Below are 18,419 nucleotides of genomic sequence, written 5' to 3'. Positions count from 1 at the left end.
GCAAAGATGCTGGCCAAAGAAGAGATCATTGAAGTTGCCCAGGAGCGGCAAACGGTCAGCTTCCGTTTTCCTGAGGCGCCGCGCTCAGGCCGGGAAGTGGCGAAGCTGGAGGCCGTGGGCAAGCGCTACGGAGACGCGGTCATCTATCAGGGGATGAATATCGCGCTCGAACGCGGCCAGCGCGTGGCGGTGGTGGGCGCGAACGGAGCGGGCAAGACGACGCTGCTCAAGATCATCGCCGGGGAGCTTCCGCCGGATTCTGGGAGCGTCACGCTCGGGCACAACGTGGTGATGGGCTACTACGCGCAGCACCACGCGGACACGCTGAACAAGCGGAACACCATCATCGAGGAGGTGCGGCCGCTGGCGGCGGACAAGCCGGAGAGCTACGTGCGCGGAGTGCTGGGCGCGTTCCTGTTCTCGGGGGATGACGTGGACAAGCCCATCGGCGTGCTGTCCGGAGGCGAGCGGGCGCGCGTGGCGCTGGCGAAGCTGTTGCTGCGGCCCTCCAACCTCCTGCTGATGGACGAGCCCACCAACCACCTGGACCTGGACTCGACGGAGATGCTGATCGAGGCGCTGGCGGGGTACGGGGGGACGCTGCTGTTCGTCTCGCACAACAGGGCCTTCGTGAACCGGCTGGCCAGCCAGGTGTGGGACGTGGTGGACGGGAAGGTGGTGCCGCACTCGGGCAACCTGGACGAGTACCTGTACCACCAGGAGCAGCTGCGGCTGGCGACGGAGGCTGCAGGGGGAGGGGAGAAGGGCAGGGGCTCGGAGAAGGCCGCCGCGGCCGCGCTGACGGAGAAGGACCGCAAGCGAGTGGAGGCCGAGGCGCGCCAGCGCCGCAGTGTGGTGGAGGGGCCGATCAAGAAGGAGATCTCCCGGATCGAGGAGCGGATTGGGAAGCTGGAGGCCGAGCAGAAGGAGCGCGAGGCGCAGCTGGCGGATCCGGCGCTCTACAACGACTTCGCAAGGGCCAAGCCGCTCATGGACACGCACCGGGCCGGCAAGGAGGAACTGGAGTCGCTGTACGCGGTGTGGGAGGCGGCGCAGGAGAAGCTGGCCGCGGCCACCGCGTCCCTGGGATGAAGTCTCCTGGGCAAAGCCCGGAACCCAAGCTTGCCGGGGCGACCTGCCGGGCGCAGCCTGCGCCAACCTGTCTACTTGTCAGACAGGTTCGTTCCAAGCGCCGCCGCCAGCAGGCTCCCTCATCCGCCGGACTGCTTGTCTGACAGGTTCATTCCGGCCCCTCCGCCAGCAGGCCCGCCCCCCTCGAAGCTCCGGCCTGGGAAGAGGGCCAGAGGGGCTGGGGACTCAGCTGTTCCCTTCGGCGATCAGGCGGATGCCGAGGAAGCCCAGAACGCCTGCGGTGATGCGATCGATCCAGGCCTTCCAGCGCAGATACGCCTGACGCACCAGCTGCCTCGAGAGGGCAACCGCAACGAACGAGTACCAGAGGAATTCGTTGAGGGTGATGATGCAGAGCGCGGCGATCTTCACGGACAGCGGTGTCTCGGGAGGGAGAAGCGCAACGAAGATGGAGCCGTAGAAGACGGCCGGCTTCGGATTTGACAGCTGGACACGCAAGGCCGAGAGCAGGACGCGTCGGCCATCTGTTTCTCCCTCGCTCTGGACTGCCATCTCGAGAGGGTCTCCGGAGTGCCTCCAGATCTGAAAGGCGACCCAGAGGAGGAACACACCTCCGGCAAGCCTGACGACTCCGTACAGCCAGGTGAACTTCAAGAACAGCGCGCCCAAGCCCAGCAGCGCAGCCAGCGCCCAGACCAGGGCCCCGATGGCCATGCCTATCGCAGCGTGAACACCCAGCCGCCAGGAATGCCGGGCGGACGTCTGGGCGACGATCAGGAAGCTTGGCCCGGGAGATGCGACCGCGACCAGGTGAGCCAGCGCCAGGGGAACCAGGATGAGGAAGGAGGCGGCCATGGTGACTCATCCTGTCGTCATCCAGGTTCGGCGGGCAAGGCTGGGTGGGAAGACGCAGTGCTCTGCGCCCACGCGACTGCCAGGACAGGGAACGCGCTCGGGGTTCTGCCCGGGGTCTTCTTCTGTACGCAACCCAAGAGAGTGGGTTTGATGCAGGTCACCTATGCGGTAGGGTCTCGTTCGGCTCCCAGCCTCTTCCGGAGGAGAACGCTTGAGCGATGCCGTGGTGACGTTCGTTGATCCTCATGCCCCCGCGCTGGGCACTACGGTAGGGCCGTGGCTGATCCTGCAGCGCGTGGATTCGGGCAGCTATGGAGTGGTGTACCGGGCCCAGCGCGCCGGGCACCCAGAGGCCCCTGTGGTGGCGTTGAAGATGGCCAAGCAGGCTGGAGACCCTCGCTTCGAGCGGGAGGCGCAGCTGCTGCAGCGAGTGCAGCACCCCAGCGTGCCGGGTTACGAGGACTCGGGGCTGTGGACGTCTCCGTCGGGCGCGCGCTACCCGTACGTGGTGATGGAGTGTGTGGAGGGCTTCATCCTGTACGACTGGTTCCGGGAAGCGCCGCGCTCCACGCGGGAGGTGCTGCGGGTGCTGGCGCAGGTGGCGCGCGGCCTGGAGGCGGCGCATGCCGAAGGTGTTGTCCACCGGGATGTCAAGGGGGACAACATCCGCGTGACTGCAGAGGGACGAGCAGTGCTGGTGGACTTCGGCTCGGGGTGGTTGCCGGGGGCGCGCCCATTGACGGACACCGTGGCTCCGCCCGGCACCACGCCCTACCGAGCGCCCGAGATGCTGCGCTTCATGTGGAAGTTCCGGCGGGACACGGAGGCACGCTGGCATGCCCGCGCTTCGGATGACCTCTACTCCCTCGGGGTGACGGCGTACCGGCTGGTGACGGGAACCTACCCGCCGCCGGAGACCGAGGATGCGGAGCGCCGGAAGCTGTTGCGCCCGAGCGAGCTCGCCACGGTAGCGCTGGAGTTGGAGGGCATCATCCTGCGACTGCTGGCGGAGGACAGGCAGGAGCGCGGCACCGCTAGGGAGATTGCGGAGGCGCTGGAGCGAGCAGCGAAGAAGGCCGGGCCCGCAGCAGACAGGGCCATCCGCCCCACACCCGCGGCGGCCCCCACTGAGGAAGGGGTGCCACGCTTCTCCTCGCGATCGAGCAGCTCGAGCCGATCCAACTGCCCGCGCCCTTCGACAGCGCCCGAACGCCGAGCCGTCCGCGTTGGCTTCCCGGTCTGGCTCTCCTCAGCCATTGCGGCGGTGGTGAGCTGGCTCATCGTGGCGTTTGCTGCCGAACTGCGCAGGCCACACCAGCCCGAGCCCTGGATTGCGAGTCCCGAAGAGTGGCACGTGCCGCCCGTGGAGACGCCGGACGCTGGCGTGGGGGAGGAAGTCCCCCTTTCCGTGGTGCAGGACCCACGCTCTTCCTCGCCCGGCCATGTGCTGAGTCTGCCGATGCCGAAGGAGCCGCAGTCGGGGCAGAAGAAGCCGCCCTGCTCGCCTCGCTTCGAGCGCGAGGTGCTGGGCGTCTGCTGGGTGGTGATGGATGGTCGTCCCCCCTGTGGGAATGAGGGCTACGAGTATGACGGTAAGTGCGTCCGCGCCTCCTACGACGCGCCCCGAACGCCGACTTCGGGGCAGCCATGACCGTGGCGCGCCTTCTTGAATGCTTCGGAAAGAAAGGCATCACCGGGGCGCTGCCTTCCCTCGGACGGCCTGTTTTCGGGCGCTTGGCAATCCAGGCCCATGGAGGGTAAGAGGGTGGTGCCTGGGGCCTGGTGTTCGCCCACCTCAGCAGAGCCCCGGTACGGCGGTCCCACTTGCTGGCGGGCGTGGTGACAGCCCTCATGCCCCTGATGACTGCGCTCATCAGGGACCTGCTCCTCTATGCTCCCAGGGCACCCCCTGCATGCCTGCAGTGACGCTCCATGAGCACTGAGAGCCCTTCATCGAGCTGCCCTCGCTGTGGCGCTCCTCGTGCCCCGGCTCCGGAGTGTCCCCGGTGCGGCATCTACTACGCCAAGGCCGAGGCTCGCGCCGCGCAGGCCGCTGCCACCGTGGCGGCGCCTCCCGCCTTCCTGCCTCTCGAACCCGAGCGCCCTCCGCACCTCCCCGCGGAGGCGCTGACGTGGAACGAGGATGCCGAGGACGCTCAGCTCGAGCTGAAGATCCGCCTGTTTGCCATTCCCGCGGCGCTGCTCCTGACGTGGGTGCTCCACTCAACCGGGATGGGCCACAGCCTGCTGCGCATCTTCCTCTCCATGTGGATCCACGAGCTGGGGCACGCTGTCACCGCCTGGCTCACCGGCTACACGGCCTTCCCTGGCCCGTGGGCGACCTCCATCGCCGAGGTGCGCTCTCCCTCCTTCTCCGTCCTGCTGGCGGCTGGACTCGGGGCGCTCACGTACCGTGGCTGGAAGCTGCGCCATCGCCCCACGCTCATCGCCGGCATCACGCTGCTGTGCCTCCAGCTCGTGGGCACCGTGCTCGTGCGTGGCGGGATGGCCCGCTCGTTCATCACCTTCGGGGGTGACGGGGGCTGCCTGGTGCTGGGCACCTTGCTCATGCTCACCCTCTATGCCGGCAAGGACAGCTCCCTGCACCGCGGGTGGCTGCGCTGGGGCTTTCTCGTCATCGGCGCGGCGGCCTTCACGGATGCCTTCAAGGTGTGGTGGGACTCCTGGAGGGATCGCGGTGAGATCCCCTTCGGCCGTATCGAGGGCGTGGGCCTGAGCGACGCCAGCCGGCTCACCGAGTGGTTCGGCTGGAGTGCCGACTCCCTCATCTCCCGCTATCTGGGGCTGGCCTGGATCTGCCTCGCGGTGCTCGCGATCCTCTATGTGGCAGGCGTGCTCCGAGCCCGCGCAGCCCTTCGTGCAAGACCGGACGGGACAGGGTGAGATCAGTGGATTCCGTCCCCATACCAGGCGATCAGGGCCGCCAGTGAGCCCACGGCGGCCCCAGGGTAGGAGCCGAAGCGCAGCCCGATGAAGCCGTTCACCTCGATGCCTTCCGGGTTGACGTTCGAGCGCATTGTCAGTGGCAACACCTCCAGCTGGGCGCTCACGGCCGCGAAGTCGGCGAAGTTGAGCGCCACATGGCCGTTGAAGCCGGGATAGCTCGGGATGAAGCTCGTGCCGTGCTTCAGCCCGAAGAGCAGCAGGCCCGGCGCCACGTCGAAGCTCAGCCATGGGTTGAGCCAGGTTCTCAGCCGAGGCTTGAGCCCGAGCATTCGTCGCGAGTCCTCGTCGTTGACCACGAACAGGGCGCCACCCACGGCCAGCTCATGCACCTCCAGGTTGCGCATGTAGCCGGCCTCCCAGATGAAGTTCAGGGGCGGCCGCCGATAGCTCGTGGTGGGTCCCATGTATGCCGCGAACTCTGTCAGCAAGAACCCCCTGCAGCGCTTCAAGGGGCCTCCCCGGAAGCACACCTCACTCTCCGGAACCACCTTGCGCGTTGGTGGGTCCGCCCACGCGAGTCCTGGAAGGGCTCCAAGGGACAGCACGAAGAGGAGGCGGAGCGCGAGCAGGGTTCTCATACCTGCGCCTCTATACGCCGCACTCCGCCGATCTTCCCAGACTGGCCGGGGAATTCTCGTCGAAGCCGCGTTGCCGCCAGAACCTCAGCTGCGCAAGCCTGGGGCCACGGGGATCGCGCCCGAGAGCGCCCTCATGGCCGAGGCCATGGCCTCCACCGAGAGTGACGACTCTGCGGCCCCTGCTCGCAGCGCCGCCTCGGGCATGCTGGAGACGACGCAGCTCTCCGGGTGCTGCACGAAGGTGAGCCCGCCTGCGCGACGGATGGCCAGCAGCCCCGCGGCTCCATCCGAGCCCATGCCCGTGAGCACCGCACCACCGGCTCGGTTCCCATGAGCCCGCGCCAGCGAGCTCAACAGCGCGTCCCCCATCGACGCGTGGAAGCCGTGGACCGGCTCCACCAGGAGATCTCCCGACGTGAGCACCTGCAGCTGGTGCCCATCCGGTGGCAGGTAGACATGGCCCGGCTGCGGCTTCATGCCCGTGCGAGCCACCTGCAGCTCCAGCGGGGAGGCCGCGCCCAGCCACTGGCGAAGCCCCGAGGTGAAGCCCACCGAGACGTGCTGGGAGATGAAGACCGGGTAGGGGAGGCTTGGAGGCAGCAGCGACAGCAGCATGGCCAGCGCCGGCGGCCCTCCCGTGGCTGCCACCAGCCCGAAGCCGTTCACCCGGCCGCTCCGCAGCAGCGGCGGCGGCGCCGGGTGGCCGCTGAACGGCTTGCGCAGCGCGAGCGGGATCTCCGCCATCGTCCGGATCGTGTGGATGAGCTGCTGGCCGAAGCCCGTCAGGCTCTCACCTTTCCCAGGCGTCGGCTTGGGCATTACCTCCAGCGCCCCGGCCTGCAGCGCCTTGAAGGACAGCTCCGCGTCCACTGCCCCTGAGATCACCAGGATGCGGCTGGGGCTCTCGGCCATGATGCGCTCGGTGGCGTCGATCCCGTCCATCCGGGGCATCCGGACATCCAAGGTCACCACATCCGGGCGAAGCGACTGCACCATCGACACGGCCTCCTTCCCATCGCTCGCGGTGCCAATCACCCGGATGTCTGGAGCCGTGGCGAGCAGCCCGCTGAACATCCGCAAGATCGTGGGCGAGTCATCTGCGAGAAGGACCTGGACTGGCTTGTTCATGGGCACCTCAGAGGGCCGTCGAGCGCGCTGCGAGAGGGACGAAAAGCCTACGTGCTGGATTGTATCACCCGCACGGCTTCGAGCCTACTCTCCAGGTCAGGTGCCAGGCAATCAGTGGCATCGCAGAAACGGACTGTCACATGCAGCACGCTTCGGCCGGCGGTGCTTCAGTTGCGAACGGTGGACGTCGGAGGAGCCGCGCCCGTGAGCGAGCGCATGGCCGAGGCCAGCGCCTCGAGTGACAGCACCGTGTCCGTGGCGCCGTTGCGCAAGGCCGCCTCGGGCATTCCGGGGACAACGCAGCTCTCGGGGCTCTGCGCGAAGGTCTGCCCGCCGGCGCGGCGGATGGCCAGCAGCCCCGCGGCTCCATCCGAGCCCATGCCCGTGAGCACCGCCCCCGCCGCCCGGTTTCCGTAGCCGAGCGCCAGCGAGGCCAGCAGCGTGTCCCCGAGGGCAGCTTTCCCGGTGGGGATCGGCTCCACGAGCAGCTCTCCTGTCAGCATCACCTGGAGCTGGTGCCCGTCTGGTGGCAGGTACACGTAGCCCGGCTGAGGCCGGACGCCCGTCTGCGCCACCTCGAGCCGCAGCGAGGAGGCAGCGCCCAGCCACTGGCACAGGCCGGCGGTGAAGCCATCCGAGACGTGCTGGGCGATGAAGATCGGGTACGGCAGCTTCGGAGGCAGCAGCGACAGCAGGTGACAGAGCGCCGGCGGCCCTCCCGTGGAGGCCACCAGCCCGAAGCCATTCACCCGCCCCCCTTGCAGCACGGGCGCCGCCCTGGAGGCCTGGGCCGAAGTGGGCTCGGCAGAGGCCGGGCGCTGGCTCACCGGCAGCTCGGCCATGGTCCGGATGATGTGGATCAGCTTCACGCCGAAGTTGGCCAGGCCCTCCAGGTTCGGCCGCGGCTTGGGCATCACCTCCAGCGCCCCGGCCTGCAGCGCCTTGAAGGACATCTCCGCGTCCACGGCCCCCGAGATGACGAGGATCCGGCTCGGGGCCTCGCTCATGATGCGCGAGCTGGCCTCGATCCCGTCCATCCGCGGCATGCGCACGTCCAGGGTGATGACATCCGGGTGGAGTGTGCGCGCCAGCTCCAGGGCCTCCGCCCCATCCTTCGCCGTGCCCACCACCTGGATGTCCGGCGCTGACGAGAGCAGCGCCGCGTACATCTTCAGCATGGTCGGCGAGTCATCCGCGATGAGGACTCGGATGGTGGAGCTCATGTGCGCACCTCGGAAGGAAAGGCGAGAGTGCTCCAGAAACCGTCTTCGATCCAGGCAGGCGCGGCCCGTGAGGGGCCGTGTCAGCCGCCCGAGGGCGACGGGCCGTCGAGCGCGCGCATGATGGCGGCCAGCGCTTCCGGAGAGACTTTATGCTCCGTGGACTTGTTGCGCAGCGCCGCCTCCGGCATCCCCGCCACCAGACAGGTCTCCGGATCCTGCGCGAAGGTCAGCCCGCCCGCGCGCTTGATGGCCATCAACCCCACCGCGCCTTCCTCGCCCATGCCGCTGAGCACCGCGCCCGCGGTGTGCTGGCCGTAGGCTCGCGACAGCGACGCCAGCATCAGATCCCCCGAGGGGAACGTGGTGCCCGAGGCCTTCTCGATGACGAGCTCCCCCTGGACTCCCACCCGCAGGTGGTGGCCATCCGGGGCCAGGTAGACGGTGCCCGCCCGGGGCTGCTCGGAGGCGCGCGCGATCTCCACCGGCAGCGGCGACAGCGAGGACAGCCAGCGGTGCAACCCCACGGTGAAGCCCGGGGTGATGTGCTGGGCGATGAAGAGGGGGTAGGGCAGGCTGCGCGGAAGCAGCCACAGCAGCGAGGCCAGCGCCGAGGGCCCGCCAATGGACGAGAACAGCCCGAAGGCCCGGATCTGCCGCCCCGGAGGCAGCGGGGGCGGGTTGGCGTGGCCCTCGCGCCGCTTGGTGACGAGCGGAACTTCCGCCAGCAGCCGGATGGCCGACAGCAGCCTCACGCCGAAGCGCGCCACGTCCTCCGGCGAGCCCTGCGGCTTGGCGATGACTTCGAGCGCCCCGGCCTGCAGCGCCCGGAAGGACAGGTCCGTGTCCGGCGCTCCGGACACCATCAGGATCCGGCACGGCGTCTCCGCCATGATGCGCTCGGTGGCGCCCAGGCCGTCCACGCCGGGCATCTGCACGTCCAGGGTGATGACGTCTGGCTTCAGCGAGCGGGCCAGGGCCACGGCCTCCTCGCCGTCGCGCGCCGTGCCCACCACCGTCACGTCCGGCTGCGCCGACAGCAGGCGCGTGAGAACCTGGAGCATGGTGGGGGAATCGTCGGTGAGGAGGACTTGGATGGGCTTGCTCATGCGGTTCTCCGGAACTTTCCAGGTGGGGTTCTACCCCAGAGGTGGGCTGCTCGCCTACGACCCACCATGTAACAGTGTAACAAGCTGTATCAACCCGCCTTGCGCTTCTTTTCGCGCCGAGACCGGGTCTCGGCGGGGGAAACGGGAGGGGGAAGGGCCGGTTGGGTGGCAGGGAAGGGCGTACCGTCCGAGGGGACGGCCTCCACTGCCTGGGGTTCTGCGGGGGGCGAGGGCAGGCGGACGACGAAGGTGCACCCTTCGCCGGGCTTGCTGTGGACGGCAATGCTCCCGCCGTGATTCTTGACGATGCGCTGACAGATGGCCAGCCCCAATCCCGTGCCTTTCTGCTTGGTTGTAAAGAAGGGCACGAAGATGTGCTGTTGCTGGTCCAACGGGATGCCTGGCCCCGTGTCGGAGACATGCACCTCGACGAACTCGTTCATGTTTCCGCGGAAATCGCTGAACCGGTCCGGCTTCGCCGTGCCCACGGTGATGCGGCCGCCCGCCTCGCCGAAGGCTTGCACCGCGTTCTGCACCAGGTTGATGAGCACCTGCTTGAGCTGCTCGGCGTCCCCGTCCACGCGCGGCACCGTGAGATCCAACTGCACCGCCAGCTCGATCTGGTGGGGCACGTCGTTCTGGATGAGGCGCATGGTGCGCGTGACGACTTCGTTGAGATCGGTGGGGCCGAAGCTCTGCTTGAGCGGGCGAGCGTAGTCCAGGAACGCCGTCACCACGCCGTTGAGCCGGTTGACCTCCTCGACGATGACGCCCAGGAACTCGCCATCCTCGCCCGGGAGCCGCTTCGGATCCAGACACTGGGCCGCGCCCTTGATGGCGCCCAGCGGGTTGCGGATCTCGTGCGCCAGGCCGGCCGCCATCTCTCCCAGCGCCGCCAGGCGATCGCGCTCGCGGATCTTCTCGTACAGCTTCGAGTTCTCCAGCACGGTGGCCAGGCGCTCGGCCACGGACAGGATGAGGGCGATCTCGTCCGAGGCGTAGGCCTCTGGCACGCGCTCGTCCCACAGGTTCAGGAAGCCGATCACCCGATCATTGCCCACCAGCGGCACGGAGATGCCGGACTTCATCTGCAGCAGGGAGGCGCGCGTGTCCTGCAGGCGCTTGATCTCGTCCCGGAAGCGCTTGCCCTCGGTCCCATGCCCCCGCAGCGCCGTGAGCCGGGTGTCCACGTTCTCCAGGAGCACCGCCTTCTGCCCCGAGGCCGCCGCCAGGAGCAGCCCGCGCGCCGCGGCCGTGTCCAGGAACGTCTCCGGCGGAGGGCCGCGCGAGTCCAGCAGCCGGTAGCCCGGCCGATCCTCCGCCAGCATGTACACGGAGGTGTGCGTCACGCGGCCCGTCTCGTGGATGGCGTCCAGCACCATCCGTGTCACCTCGGAGATGTCGATCACCGTGGCCATCCGCGCCCGCAGCGCCCCCAGCGAGCGCAGCAGCTCGAAGCGCTCCCGGAAGAAGATGGCCACCACCTGCTCGTCCACCTTCACCCGCAGCGGCTCCATGAGGATGATCGTCACGAAGGCGGCCACCACCGTGTTGAAGATGAACAGGGCGGCGTTCTCCTTCACCCACACGGTGAGCACCGTGAAGACGGCGGCCAGGATGAAGGCCAGCACCGTCTGCGAGGCGATCTTCCCCAGCAGCTCGTGCAGATCCATCAGCCGCAGCCGCAGCAGCGTCTGGGAGAGGAAGAAGAGGTACATCGTGGAGAAGATGGGCCCCAGCGGCGGCAGGGGGATGTCGTAGCGCCGGCCCACCAGATCCACCGCGGTGAGCAGGAGCGTGGCCCCCGCGCCGATGGCCAGGTACATGAGCCGCAGCCGCTCGATGCGCGACTCCTGGAGGTGCACCCGGTTCAGCAGCAGGCTCACCGAGGTGACCAGCGTGCCCAGCACCCATACCCCCACGGCCACCCGCGCCCAGCTCTGGTTCGCCAGCGGCGTCACGGCCACCACCAGGCCAAACACGCCTGACAGCAGGGCCAGCCGCCGGCCGAGCACGTGCGTCTCTTTGGTGACCCCCAGGAACTCCAGGAAGAAGGACACGGCCGCCAGGGGGACGACCGAGGCCAGCAGGATCGTGGCCCCCACCGCTGTTCTGGACACCCACCCCGCCTCGGGGAAGATGCTCGCGAAGAAGAGCGCCAGGTAGTACCCCGCCACCGTCAGGGCGAAGACGGAATACAGCGTCACCACCCGGGAGCGGCCCGGCCGCAAGAGCATGGCCAGCCCGAGCGCCAGGCCGACGAGGGATGCGAGGAGCGCGCTCTGGGTGCGGATGTCCATGTTCGAGCGAACAGTCTAACCTGTGTCCACGTCCGGAAATTTTTTGAGTGCTCCCAGTTGTCCTCGGGCGTGCCCGAGCACATTCACCAGGGGCGACGGCCCTCCCCCATGAAATCCGCCCTTTCGCTGATTGCCCTCGTTTCCTTCGCGCAGCTGGCCTCCGCGCAGCCCGTCGTGGCCTCGGAGCCGGCGCAAGCGCCGCAGCCGCGCACGGATGGCGCCCCCACCGAGGCGCTGCTCGCCCCCCCGCCGGACGTGGAGAGAGCCTCGCTGCCGCCGGGGTACGTGGAGATCTTCAACCCCGCGTTCCCGCTGCCCCTCGTGAAGCCGGAGCCTCCCAAGAAGGCCGAGCTCGAGGTGCCGCGCGGCAAGGCCTACGGGCTGGAGGAGCTGGCGCCGTACTTTGCCGAGGGCAAGAAGAAGGAGGCCAAGGCCGCCTTCGATCGGGGCTTCTACCTCAAGGCTCGCGAGCTGCTAGCGGACGAGGGCGACTCCGCGCCAGTGCGCTACCTGCGCGCCCTGAGCGCCGTGCGCGGTGGGGATGAGGTCCGCGCGGCCGAGGAGATGGCCGCCCTGGCGGAGGACTACCCGGCGCTGAAGGATCGGTGCCTGACGCACGCGGGCGTGGCGCTCGAGGAGCTGGGCCGCTTCGAGCAGGCGGCGAAGCTGCTCTCGCAGGTGTCCGAGGACTCGAAGTTGTACGTGGACGCGCGCCTGACGCTCGGGCGCGTGCTGCGCAAGAAGAAGGATCATGACGGGGCCATGGCCGCGCTCACGCCGTTGGCCAACCGTCCGGCGCCGCTCTTCGGCCGCAATGTGGGCGCCGAGGCGCTCATGGCCATCGCCGACATCGCCGCGGAGAAGAAGGATCGCGTGCGCGAGCGCGAGGCGCTGTGGCGGCTGTGGTCCCTGTACCCGCTCTCGCCGCTGACGAAGCAGGCGGAGCGGCGCCTCAAGGGGATCAAGCCCCCGGTGGATGCTCAGGTGGCCCGCGCCGAGCAGCTCATCGAGCTGCACCGCAACAAGCAGGGCCTGGCGGTGCTGGAGCCGCTGCTGCCCACGTTGAAGCTGCCGGAGCCCCTCGCCTGCCGCGCCCACTTCGTCTTCGGCAAGGGCCAGCGCAAGGAGCGCAACCACACCAAGGCCATCTCCGTGCTCACCCCCGTGGTGGAGAAGTGCCAGGACGCGGATCTGCTGCCGCGCGCCATGTACGTGCTGGGCTCCTCGCGCTCCATCGTGGACCAGCGGCGTGGCCCGGAGACCTACGAGCGGCTCGCGCGCGAGTTCCCCGGCCACTCCTTCGCGGACGACGCGCTCTTCTACTCGGCCGATCTGTACGTGAAGACGGACCGGCCGGGGCAGGCCCTGGCCCGGCTCGAGGAGTTGGAGAAGAACTACCCGCAGGGGGACTTCCTGGGCGAGGCGCTCTTCAAGGCCTTCTGGATCGCTCGGACTTCTCAGGTGCCGGATGGCGGGCTGCCCATCCTGGAGCGGATCGAGAAGCGCTTCGCCGACGCGGACGAGAGCTATGACGTGGAGCGCGCCCAGTACTGGCGGGCGCGGACGTTCCTGGAGCGCGGCAACGGGAAGGAGGCGGTGGCCCTCTTCGAGAAGCTCGCGGTGGAGCACCCGGCCACCTACTACGGGCTGATGGCGCGCGCGCAGCTGGGCGAGATGGACAAGGAGCGGCTGGAGCGCATCGCCCCGCAGCTGGTGTTCTCCGCGGAGTCCGCCAGCCCGTGGCCCATGCACACCGGGCCCACCGTGGAGAAGGATCCGCACTTCCTGGCGGCCGTGGAGCTGCTGCGCCTGGGCTTCCCGGAGGCCGTGTCCTCCGAGCTGCTGGCCGTCAACCGCAACGGGCTGCCGGCCGAGCCCGTGCGGCTGATCGTCCACCTGCTGTCCATGGCGGGGGATCAGCGCGCGGCGCACGCGGTAGCGCGGGTATCCCTGCGCAGGGACTTGAGCGGCCGGATCACCCCGCAGACCCGGCCGGTGTGGGAGATCGCCTATCCGAACGCGTACCGGGAGCTGATCGAGAAGCACACCAAGGAGGCGGGGGTGGAGCCGGATCTCCTGCAGGCGCTCATGCGCGAGGAGAGCGCGCTGGATCCCAAGGCGCTGTCCTGGGCGGGCGCGCTGGGGCTCACCCAGCTCATGCCCTACACGGCGAAGGCGGTGGCCCAGCAGCTGAAGATCAAGCGCTTCCGCGTCGAGTCCCTGCTGGAGCCGGAGCTGAACATCCGCCTCGGCGCCCATCACCTGGGCGAGCTGGTGAGGAAGTTCGACGGCAACACGCCGTTCGCGGTGGGCAGCTACAACGCCGGAGCCGGGGCGGTGAATCGGTGGCGCGGCCAGCGCAAGGGCATGCCGCTGGACGCCTGGGTGGAGGAGGTGCCGATCGCCGAGACGCGCGGCTACATCAAGCGCGTGCTGCGCTCCTACAACACCTATCAGCTGCTCTACGGGCGCCCGGCCAAGGTCTCCGCGGTGAAGTCCGCCGGGCTGTTGCCGTCGTCCCGGTAGGGCACGCTCTGGCCGAACCTGTAAGGCTGTGGGCGCGCGGCCCCAATCCGGGCTAGACTGCGCATCGTGGACGCACCGCCTCATAGCGGGGACGGCGGTAAGAACGCGCTCCTGCGTGCTCTGCCGTCCATCGAGCAGCTCCTGCGCCGGCCGTCTCTGGAGCCGCGGCTGGCCGGTTTGCCGCGCGCGCGCGCCGTCGCCGCTCTGCGCCTGGCAGTGGAGCGGGCCCGGGAGCGCCTGTTGCGTGGAGAGCGTCCCTTCGACGATGCGGACGTGGACGCCGCCTTGAGCACGCTGGCCACCCCCAACCTGCGCCCCGTGCTCAATGCCACCGGCGTGGTGCTGCACACCAACCTGGGGCGCGCGCCGCTGGCCCCGGAGGCCGTGGCCCGAGTGGCGGCGGTGGCCCGTGGCTACTCCAACCTCGAGTACGATCTCGACGAGGGGGAGCGGGGCAGCCGCTATGCCCCCGTCATCGGCCTGCTCACCGAGCTGACGGGCGCCGAGGACGCGATCGTCGTCAACAACTGTGCGGGCGCGGTGCTGCTGGTGCTCGGGGCGCTGGCCTCGGGGAAGGACTGCATCGTCTCGCGCGGGGAGCTGGTGGAGATTGGCGGAGGCTTCCGCGTGCCGGACGTGATGCGCCAGTCGGGCTGCCGGCTGGTGGAGGTAGGCACCACCAACCGCACCCGCCGAGCCGACTACGAGGCCGTCCTCACCCCCGACACGGGCCTCCTGGTGAAGGTGCACCGCTCCAACTTCGCGCTGGTGGGCTTCACGGAGGAGGTCGGCGTGGCGGAGCTGGCCGCGGTGGGCCGTGCGCGGGGGGTGCCCGTGTTCCAGGATCTCGGCTCCGGCGCCCTGGTGCCGCTGCGGGGCGAGGGGCTCACTGCCGAGCCCACCGTGCGCATGGCCGTCGAGGATGGCGCGGACGTGGTGGCCTTCTCCGGAGACAAGCTGCTGGGGGGCCCCCAGGCAGGCATCATCGTGGGACGCAAGGCCCTGCTGGCGCGCATCAAGGCCTACCCGCTCACCCGGGCGCTGCGTGTGGACAAGATGACGGTCGCCGCACTCGAGGCCACCCTGGAGCTGTACCGGGACGGCCGCCCGGAGGCCGTGCCCGCCTGGCGCCTGCTCTCCCAGCGGCCAGAGGAGCTGCGCGCACGGGCGGAGCGCCTCCAAGCGCTGCTGGTAGCCCAGGGCGTCCAGGCTCATGTGGCTGCGGTGTCGGGGCAGGTAGGCGGGGGTGCTATGCCACTGGCCCGGTTGTCTTCCTTCGCGTGCATCCTCAAAGTTGGGGAGCCGGATGTATTCCTGGAGCGCCTGCGCGGCGCCGAGGCGCCGGTTATTGGAAGGATCGCGGACGGGGAGGTGGTCCTCGACGTCCGCTGTCTCGCAGAGGAGGAACTCGGACTGGTTGCCGAGGCCGTCGCCGGCACCACCAGACAGGAAAGCCCCCCATGATCGACAGCTCCGTCCTGGTCCTCAACCGGAACTACCACCCTGTTCACGTCACCTCGGTCAAGCGCGCCTTCTCGCTGCTCTACCAGGGCGTGGCCAAGGCGATTGACGCCCAGTACAAGCTCTACGAGTTCGCTGACTGGGCCGCGCTGAGCGCCACGGGCGACTGCATCACCACCGTGAACCGCTCCATCCGAGTACCGCGGGTGCTGGTGCTCTCCGCCTACGAGTACCTGCCCAAGGGCCGGGTGCGCTTCTCCCGCCTCAACATCTACGCGCGCGATCACGACACCTGCCAGTACTGCGGGAAGACCCTGCCGCGCTCGGAGCTGAACCTGGACCACGTGCTGCCTCGCTGTGATGGCGGCAAGACGACGTGGGAGAACGTCGTCTGCTCCTGCGTGCCCTGCAACCTGAAGAAGGGCGGGCGCACCCCGGAGCAGGCGGGCATCAAGCTCCTGCGTAAACCTTTCCGTCCCCGGTGGACGCCGCTGTTCCGCGGTGCCATCCGCCGCATCACCTACCGCGAGTGGCTGCCCTTCCTGAGGCTGGAGGACGCCTCGTATTGGAACGTGGAGCTGCTGGACGAGTAGCTCCGGTCACCCCGGCCCCGTGAGAGGGCCGGGTGTGGCCGATCTCGCTTCGAGTGGGTCCCCCAGGCGCACGGAGTGTTCGTGCGCGAGATCCGGGCTGTGGCCTCGCCGCATGGGCAGGCCAGCAGCAGGGAAGGGGAGACACGTGAGACAGGCGAACCGGTTGCTGATGCTGAGCGCGCTGGCGCTGGCCTTCAGTATCGTGGGGTGTGACTGCGGTGGGGACAAGCCGCCCGATGAGATCCCGGACGGGGGACCTGGAGACGTTGTAGACGGGGGCGGAGACATCCCGGACAGTGGGCCGGGCTCGCAGTGTCTGGACCAAGGCGCCACGTGCAGCCGGACCACGGGCGCTCAGTGCTGTACGGGCGTATGCGGCGAGGACGGACGGTGCCCGGAGCCCAATCAGCTCTGCAAGAGCGCCGGCGAGACGTGCCAGCTGGGCGGCGAGTGCTGCACCAACATCTGTGACAACGGCACGTGCGCCACCCACCTGTGCCGCGACGTGGGCCAGGCGTGCACCGGCCCCGAGCAGTGCTGCACGAAGACGTGCACCGGCGGCACGTGCGCCGAGATCCCCGGCTCCGCCTCGAGCTGCAAGGTGCTGGGCCAGGCGTGTACTTCGGGCGCGGACTGCTGCTCCACCAACTGCCAGGGCGGCCTCTGCACCCGCTCCTATACCTGCAAGGCCTACGGAGACGTGTGCCAGAGCGACGGCGAGTGCTGTGGCACCGCGTGCTCCGCGCCCGCGGGCGGGGTGGGCCGCTGCGAGTTCGTCACCGGCGGTGGAGGTGGCGGGTGCCGGCAGGATGGCAACCCGTGCGAGGATGGCTCCACGTGCTGCTCGCGCACCTGCGTGGATCTGGGCTACGGTGCCAAGGTCTGTCAGCCGGTGGGAGGGTGCAAGCTCACCGGCAACTCCTGCTCCGTGGCCAATGACTGCTGTGGCGGCGGGGTGAACCCCAACGGCTCCGTGAACTGCTCCGACGGCCGGTGCGACAACGGCCAGAGCTGCAACGGCGTGGGGAACATCTGCGGCTCCGGCAGGCTGCCGGACGGCGGCACCACGGACATCAATGCCTCGCAGAACTGCTGCGACGGCCGCAAGGATGTCTGCAAGGTGGACTCGTCCGGCGTTCCGCGCTGCTTCGGCGGCGGCAGTGGCCAGTGCCCCACGGGCTACACGGGCACGGAGCCGTGCTGCATCGGCGATGGCCAGACGTGCCAGTTCTCCGACCAGTGCTGCGGCAACGGCTTGTGCCTACCCAACGGCAGCGGCGGGCTCACCTGCCAGCGCCCGACGTGCGCTCCGGTAGGGACCGCCTGTGACCCGGGGACAGATGGCGGCTCGGCTTGCTGCACGGGCACCAGCTGCCTGCCGGTGGACGAGCTGAACTTCGCCTGCCAGCAGCCCCGGACGACTCCGGGCGGCACGGACGGCGGCACCCCGGACGCTGGTCCCTCCTGCAAGGCCAATGAGACGACCTGCAGCTCGCCCTCGCAGTGCTGCTCTGGCATCTGCACGGGGGGCATCTGCAAGCCTCCCGCGCTGTGCCAGCCGCAGAGCGGAGCCTGCACCTCGGGCGCGGACTGCTGCCAGGGTCTGCGCTGCGAGGTGCCCAGCGGGGCTACGACGGGGAGCTGCCAGCCAGGCGCTACCTGCTCGGCCAGCGGCCAGGCGTGCTCGCCCACCAGCCTGTGCTGCTCGGGGCTGAGCTGCGAGACGGCCGCCGGCACGGCTTGCAACGGCACGGAGCCCTGTGCCTGCACCGTGATCCTCAACTAGTCGGGTCGGGGAGTCGACGCGGAGGTCGGGACGGGTTTTGATGCGGGCCGCCTTGAAGCCCGTTCCCTCTTCCGCCGCGTCGGTCAGCCCCACCTACTCGCCGAGCTCCGGTCCCCCGGGGCTCGCCAAGCGCGCGCGCCCCCGGCGGGTCATCGCCGTGGGGGGCGGCAAGGGCGGCATCGGCAAGACGCTGGTGTCGGCCAACCTGGGCATCGCCCTGGCGCAGGCTGGCATGCGCGTCCTGCTGGTGGACGCGGACCTCGGCGGCGCCAACCTCCATACCTGTCTCGGGGTGGGCCAGCCGAACGCGACGCTGTCGGACTTCGTGCGCAGCAACAAGGTCCAGATCGAAGACATCATCATCCCCACCGGGGTGCCCCAGCTGGCGCTGATCGCGGGCGCGCAGGACGTGCTGGACGCGGCCAACCTCAAGTACGCCCAGAAGCAGAAGCTGCTGCGCTCGCTCATGGCCCAGCCGGTGGACTACCTGCTGCTGGATCTGGGGGCGGGCACCAGCTTCAACACGCTGGACTTCTTCCTGGTGGCGGATCACGGCGTGCTGGTGGTGCTGCCGGAGCCCACCGCGGTGGAGAACGCCTACCGCTTCGTCAAGGCGGCCTTCTTCCGACGGCTGCAGCAGGTGGAGGCGCAGTACGGCATCGAGGAGCTGGTGGAGAGCGCCCTCACCACGCGCGAGGGGGCGATGCGCACGCCGCATGACTTCATCGCCCAGGTGCGCCAGCAGGATCCCGCCGCGGGCACACGGCTGGAGCGCGATCTGCAGTCGTTCCGCATCCGCCTGGT

General features: G+C 69.2%; 14 protein-coding genes. 8 read left to right on the top strand and 6 right to left on the bottom strand.

Translation table 11 applies throughout. The annotated features are described in order from the left end of the window. The coding region (locus VD972_RS36650; RefSeq protein ID WP_324993469.1) for an ABC-F family ATP-binding cassette domain-containing protein at positions 1–1,092 on the top strand (1,092 nt) is incomplete at its 5' end. Positions 1,093–1,317: 225 nt separating this feature from the next. Here VD972_RS36650 and VD972_RS36645 read toward each other — a convergent pair. Continuing rightward, positions 1,318–1,947, bottom strand: coding sequence for a LysE family translocator (locus VD972_RS36645; RefSeq protein ID WP_324993468.1), 630 nt, complete (start codon positions 1,945–1,947; stop codon positions 1,318–1,320). A gap of 211 nt (positions 1,948–2,158) precedes the next feature. Here VD972_RS36645 and VD972_RS36640 point away from each other — a divergent pair, with 211 nt between their 5' ends. After that, positions 2,159–3,598, top strand: a complete 1,440-nt coding sequence (locus tag VD972_RS36640) for a serine/threonine-protein kinase (RefSeq protein ID WP_324993467.1) — start codon at positions 2,159–2,161, stop codon at positions 3,596–3,598. Between the two features lie 281 nt (positions 3,599–3,879). After that, entirely contained in the window at positions 3,880–4,851 is a 972-nt protein-coding gene (locus tag VD972_RS36635; protein WP_324993466.1) for a hypothetical protein, read from the top strand. Positions 4,852–4,853: 2 nt separating this feature from the next. On the opposite strand, the gene VD972_RS36630 is transcribed toward VD972_RS36635, so the two are convergent. The 5 genes from VD972_RS36630 to VD972_RS36610 all read right to left on the bottom strand — a co-directional run bounded on the left by VD972_RS36630 (position 4,854) and on the right by VD972_RS36610 (position 11,249). Next, positions 4,854–5,492, bottom strand: a complete 639-nt coding sequence (locus tag VD972_RS36630) for a hypothetical protein (RefSeq protein ID WP_324993465.1) — start codon at positions 5,490–5,492, stop codon at positions 4,854–4,856. Positions 5,493–5,576: 84 nt separating this feature from the next. Next, a complete protein-coding gene (locus VD972_RS36625; protein ID WP_324993464.1) occupies positions 5,577–6,620 on the bottom strand; it encodes a chemotaxis protein CheB in 1,044 nt (347 codons plus the stop codon). Positions 6,621–6,787: 167 nt separating this feature from the next. Next, positions 6,788–7,843 (bottom strand): chemotaxis protein CheB, encoded by a 1,056-nt coding sequence (locus VD972_RS36620; RefSeq protein WP_324993463.1) that lies wholly within the window; start codon positions 7,841–7,843, stop codon positions 6,788–6,790. An 80-nt stretch (positions 7,844–7,923) separates the two neighbouring features. Continuing rightward, on the bottom strand, positions 7,924–8,949 hold the full coding sequence (locus VD972_RS36615; RefSeq protein WP_324993462.1) for a chemotaxis protein CheB: 1,026 nt from the start codon (positions 8,947–8,949) through the stop codon (positions 7,924–7,926). 89 nt (positions 8,950–9,038) lie between these two features. Further along, the gene (locus tag VD972_RS36610) at positions 9,039–11,249 is read right to left on the bottom strand and encodes an ATP-binding protein (protein ID WP_324993461.1); all 2,211 of its coding nucleotides are present in this window, start codon (positions 11,247–11,249) and stop codon (positions 9,039–9,041) included. Positions 11,250–11,357: 108 nt separating this feature from the next. Between VD972_RS36610 and VD972_RS36605 the strand changes: the two genes are divergently transcribed. From VD972_RS36605 to VD972_RS36585, 5 genes are all read left to right on the top strand, one after another. Beyond that, positions 11,358–13,775 (top strand): transglycosylase SLT domain-containing protein, encoded by a 2,418-nt coding sequence (locus VD972_RS36605; RefSeq protein WP_324993460.1) that lies wholly within the window; start codon positions 11,358–11,360, stop codon positions 13,773–13,775. 66 nt (positions 13,776–13,841) lie between these two features. Then, positions 13,842–15,239, top strand: a complete 1,398-nt coding sequence (gene selA, locus VD972_RS36600; protein ID WP_324993459.1) for an L-seryl-tRNA(Sec) selenium transferase — start codon at positions 13,842–13,844, stop codon at positions 15,237–15,239. Further along, positions 15,236–15,829, top strand: a complete 594-nt coding sequence (locus VD972_RS36595; RefSeq protein ID WP_324993458.1) for an HNH endonuclease — start codon at positions 15,236–15,238, stop codon at positions 15,827–15,829. Before selA ends, VD972_RS36595 begins: the two co-directional genes overlap by 4 nt. A gap of 145 nt (positions 15,830–15,974) precedes the next feature. After that, entirely contained in the window at positions 15,975–17,615 is a 1,641-nt protein-coding gene (locus VD972_RS36590; RefSeq protein WP_324993457.1) for a hypothetical protein, read from the top strand. Positions 17,616–17,655: 40 nt separating this feature from the next. Beyond that, the coding region (locus VD972_RS36585) for a P-loop NTPase (protein WP_414654188.1) at positions 17,656–18,419 on the top strand (764 nt) is incomplete at its 3' end.

Origin of the sequence: Hyalangium sp. (genome assembly GCF_035629615.1) — a bacterium.
Taxonomy (GTDB): domain Bacteria; phylum Myxococcota; class Myxococcia; order Myxococcales; family Myxococcaceae; genus Hyalangium.
This window is presented reverse-complemented; position numbering and strand designations above follow the sequence as displayed.

Bases quoted from the DNA above. Each gene is read 5' to 3' on its own strand.
- VD972_RS36645 (WP_324993468.1), bottom strand. From the start codon at position 1,947: ATGGCCGCCTCCTTCCTCATCCTGGTTCCCCTGGCGCTGGCTCACCTG.
- VD972_RS36635 (WP_324993466.1), top strand. From the start codon at position 3,880: ATGAGCACTGAGAGCCCTTCATCGAGCTGCCCTCGCTGTGGCGCTCCT.
- VD972_RS36630 (WP_324993465.1), bottom strand. From the start codon at position 5,492: ATGAGAACCCTGCTCGCGCTCCGCCTCCTCTTCGTGCTGTCCCTTGGA.
- VD972_RS36625 (WP_324993464.1), bottom strand. From the start codon at position 6,620: ATGAACAAGCCAGTCCAGGTCCTTCTCGCAGATGACTCGCCCACGATC.
- VD972_RS36620 (WP_324993463.1), bottom strand. From the start codon at position 7,843: ATGAGCTCCACCATCCGAGTCCTCATCGCGGATGACTCGCCGACCATG.
- VD972_RS36615 (WP_324993462.1), bottom strand. From the start codon at position 8,949: ATGAGCAAGCCCATCCAAGTCCTCCTCACCGACGATTCCCCCACCATG.
- VD972_RS36610 (WP_324993461.1), bottom strand. From the start codon at position 11,249: ATGGACATCCGCACCCAGAGCGCGCTCCTCGCATCCCTCGTCGGCCTG.
- VD972_RS36605 (WP_324993460.1), top strand. From the start codon at position 11,358: ATGAAATCCGCCCTTTCGCTGATTGCCCTCGTTTCCTTCGCGCAGCTG.
- VD972_RS36595 (WP_324993458.1), top strand. From the start codon at position 15,236: ATGATCGACAGCTCCGTCCTGGTCCTCAACCGGAACTACCACCCTGTT.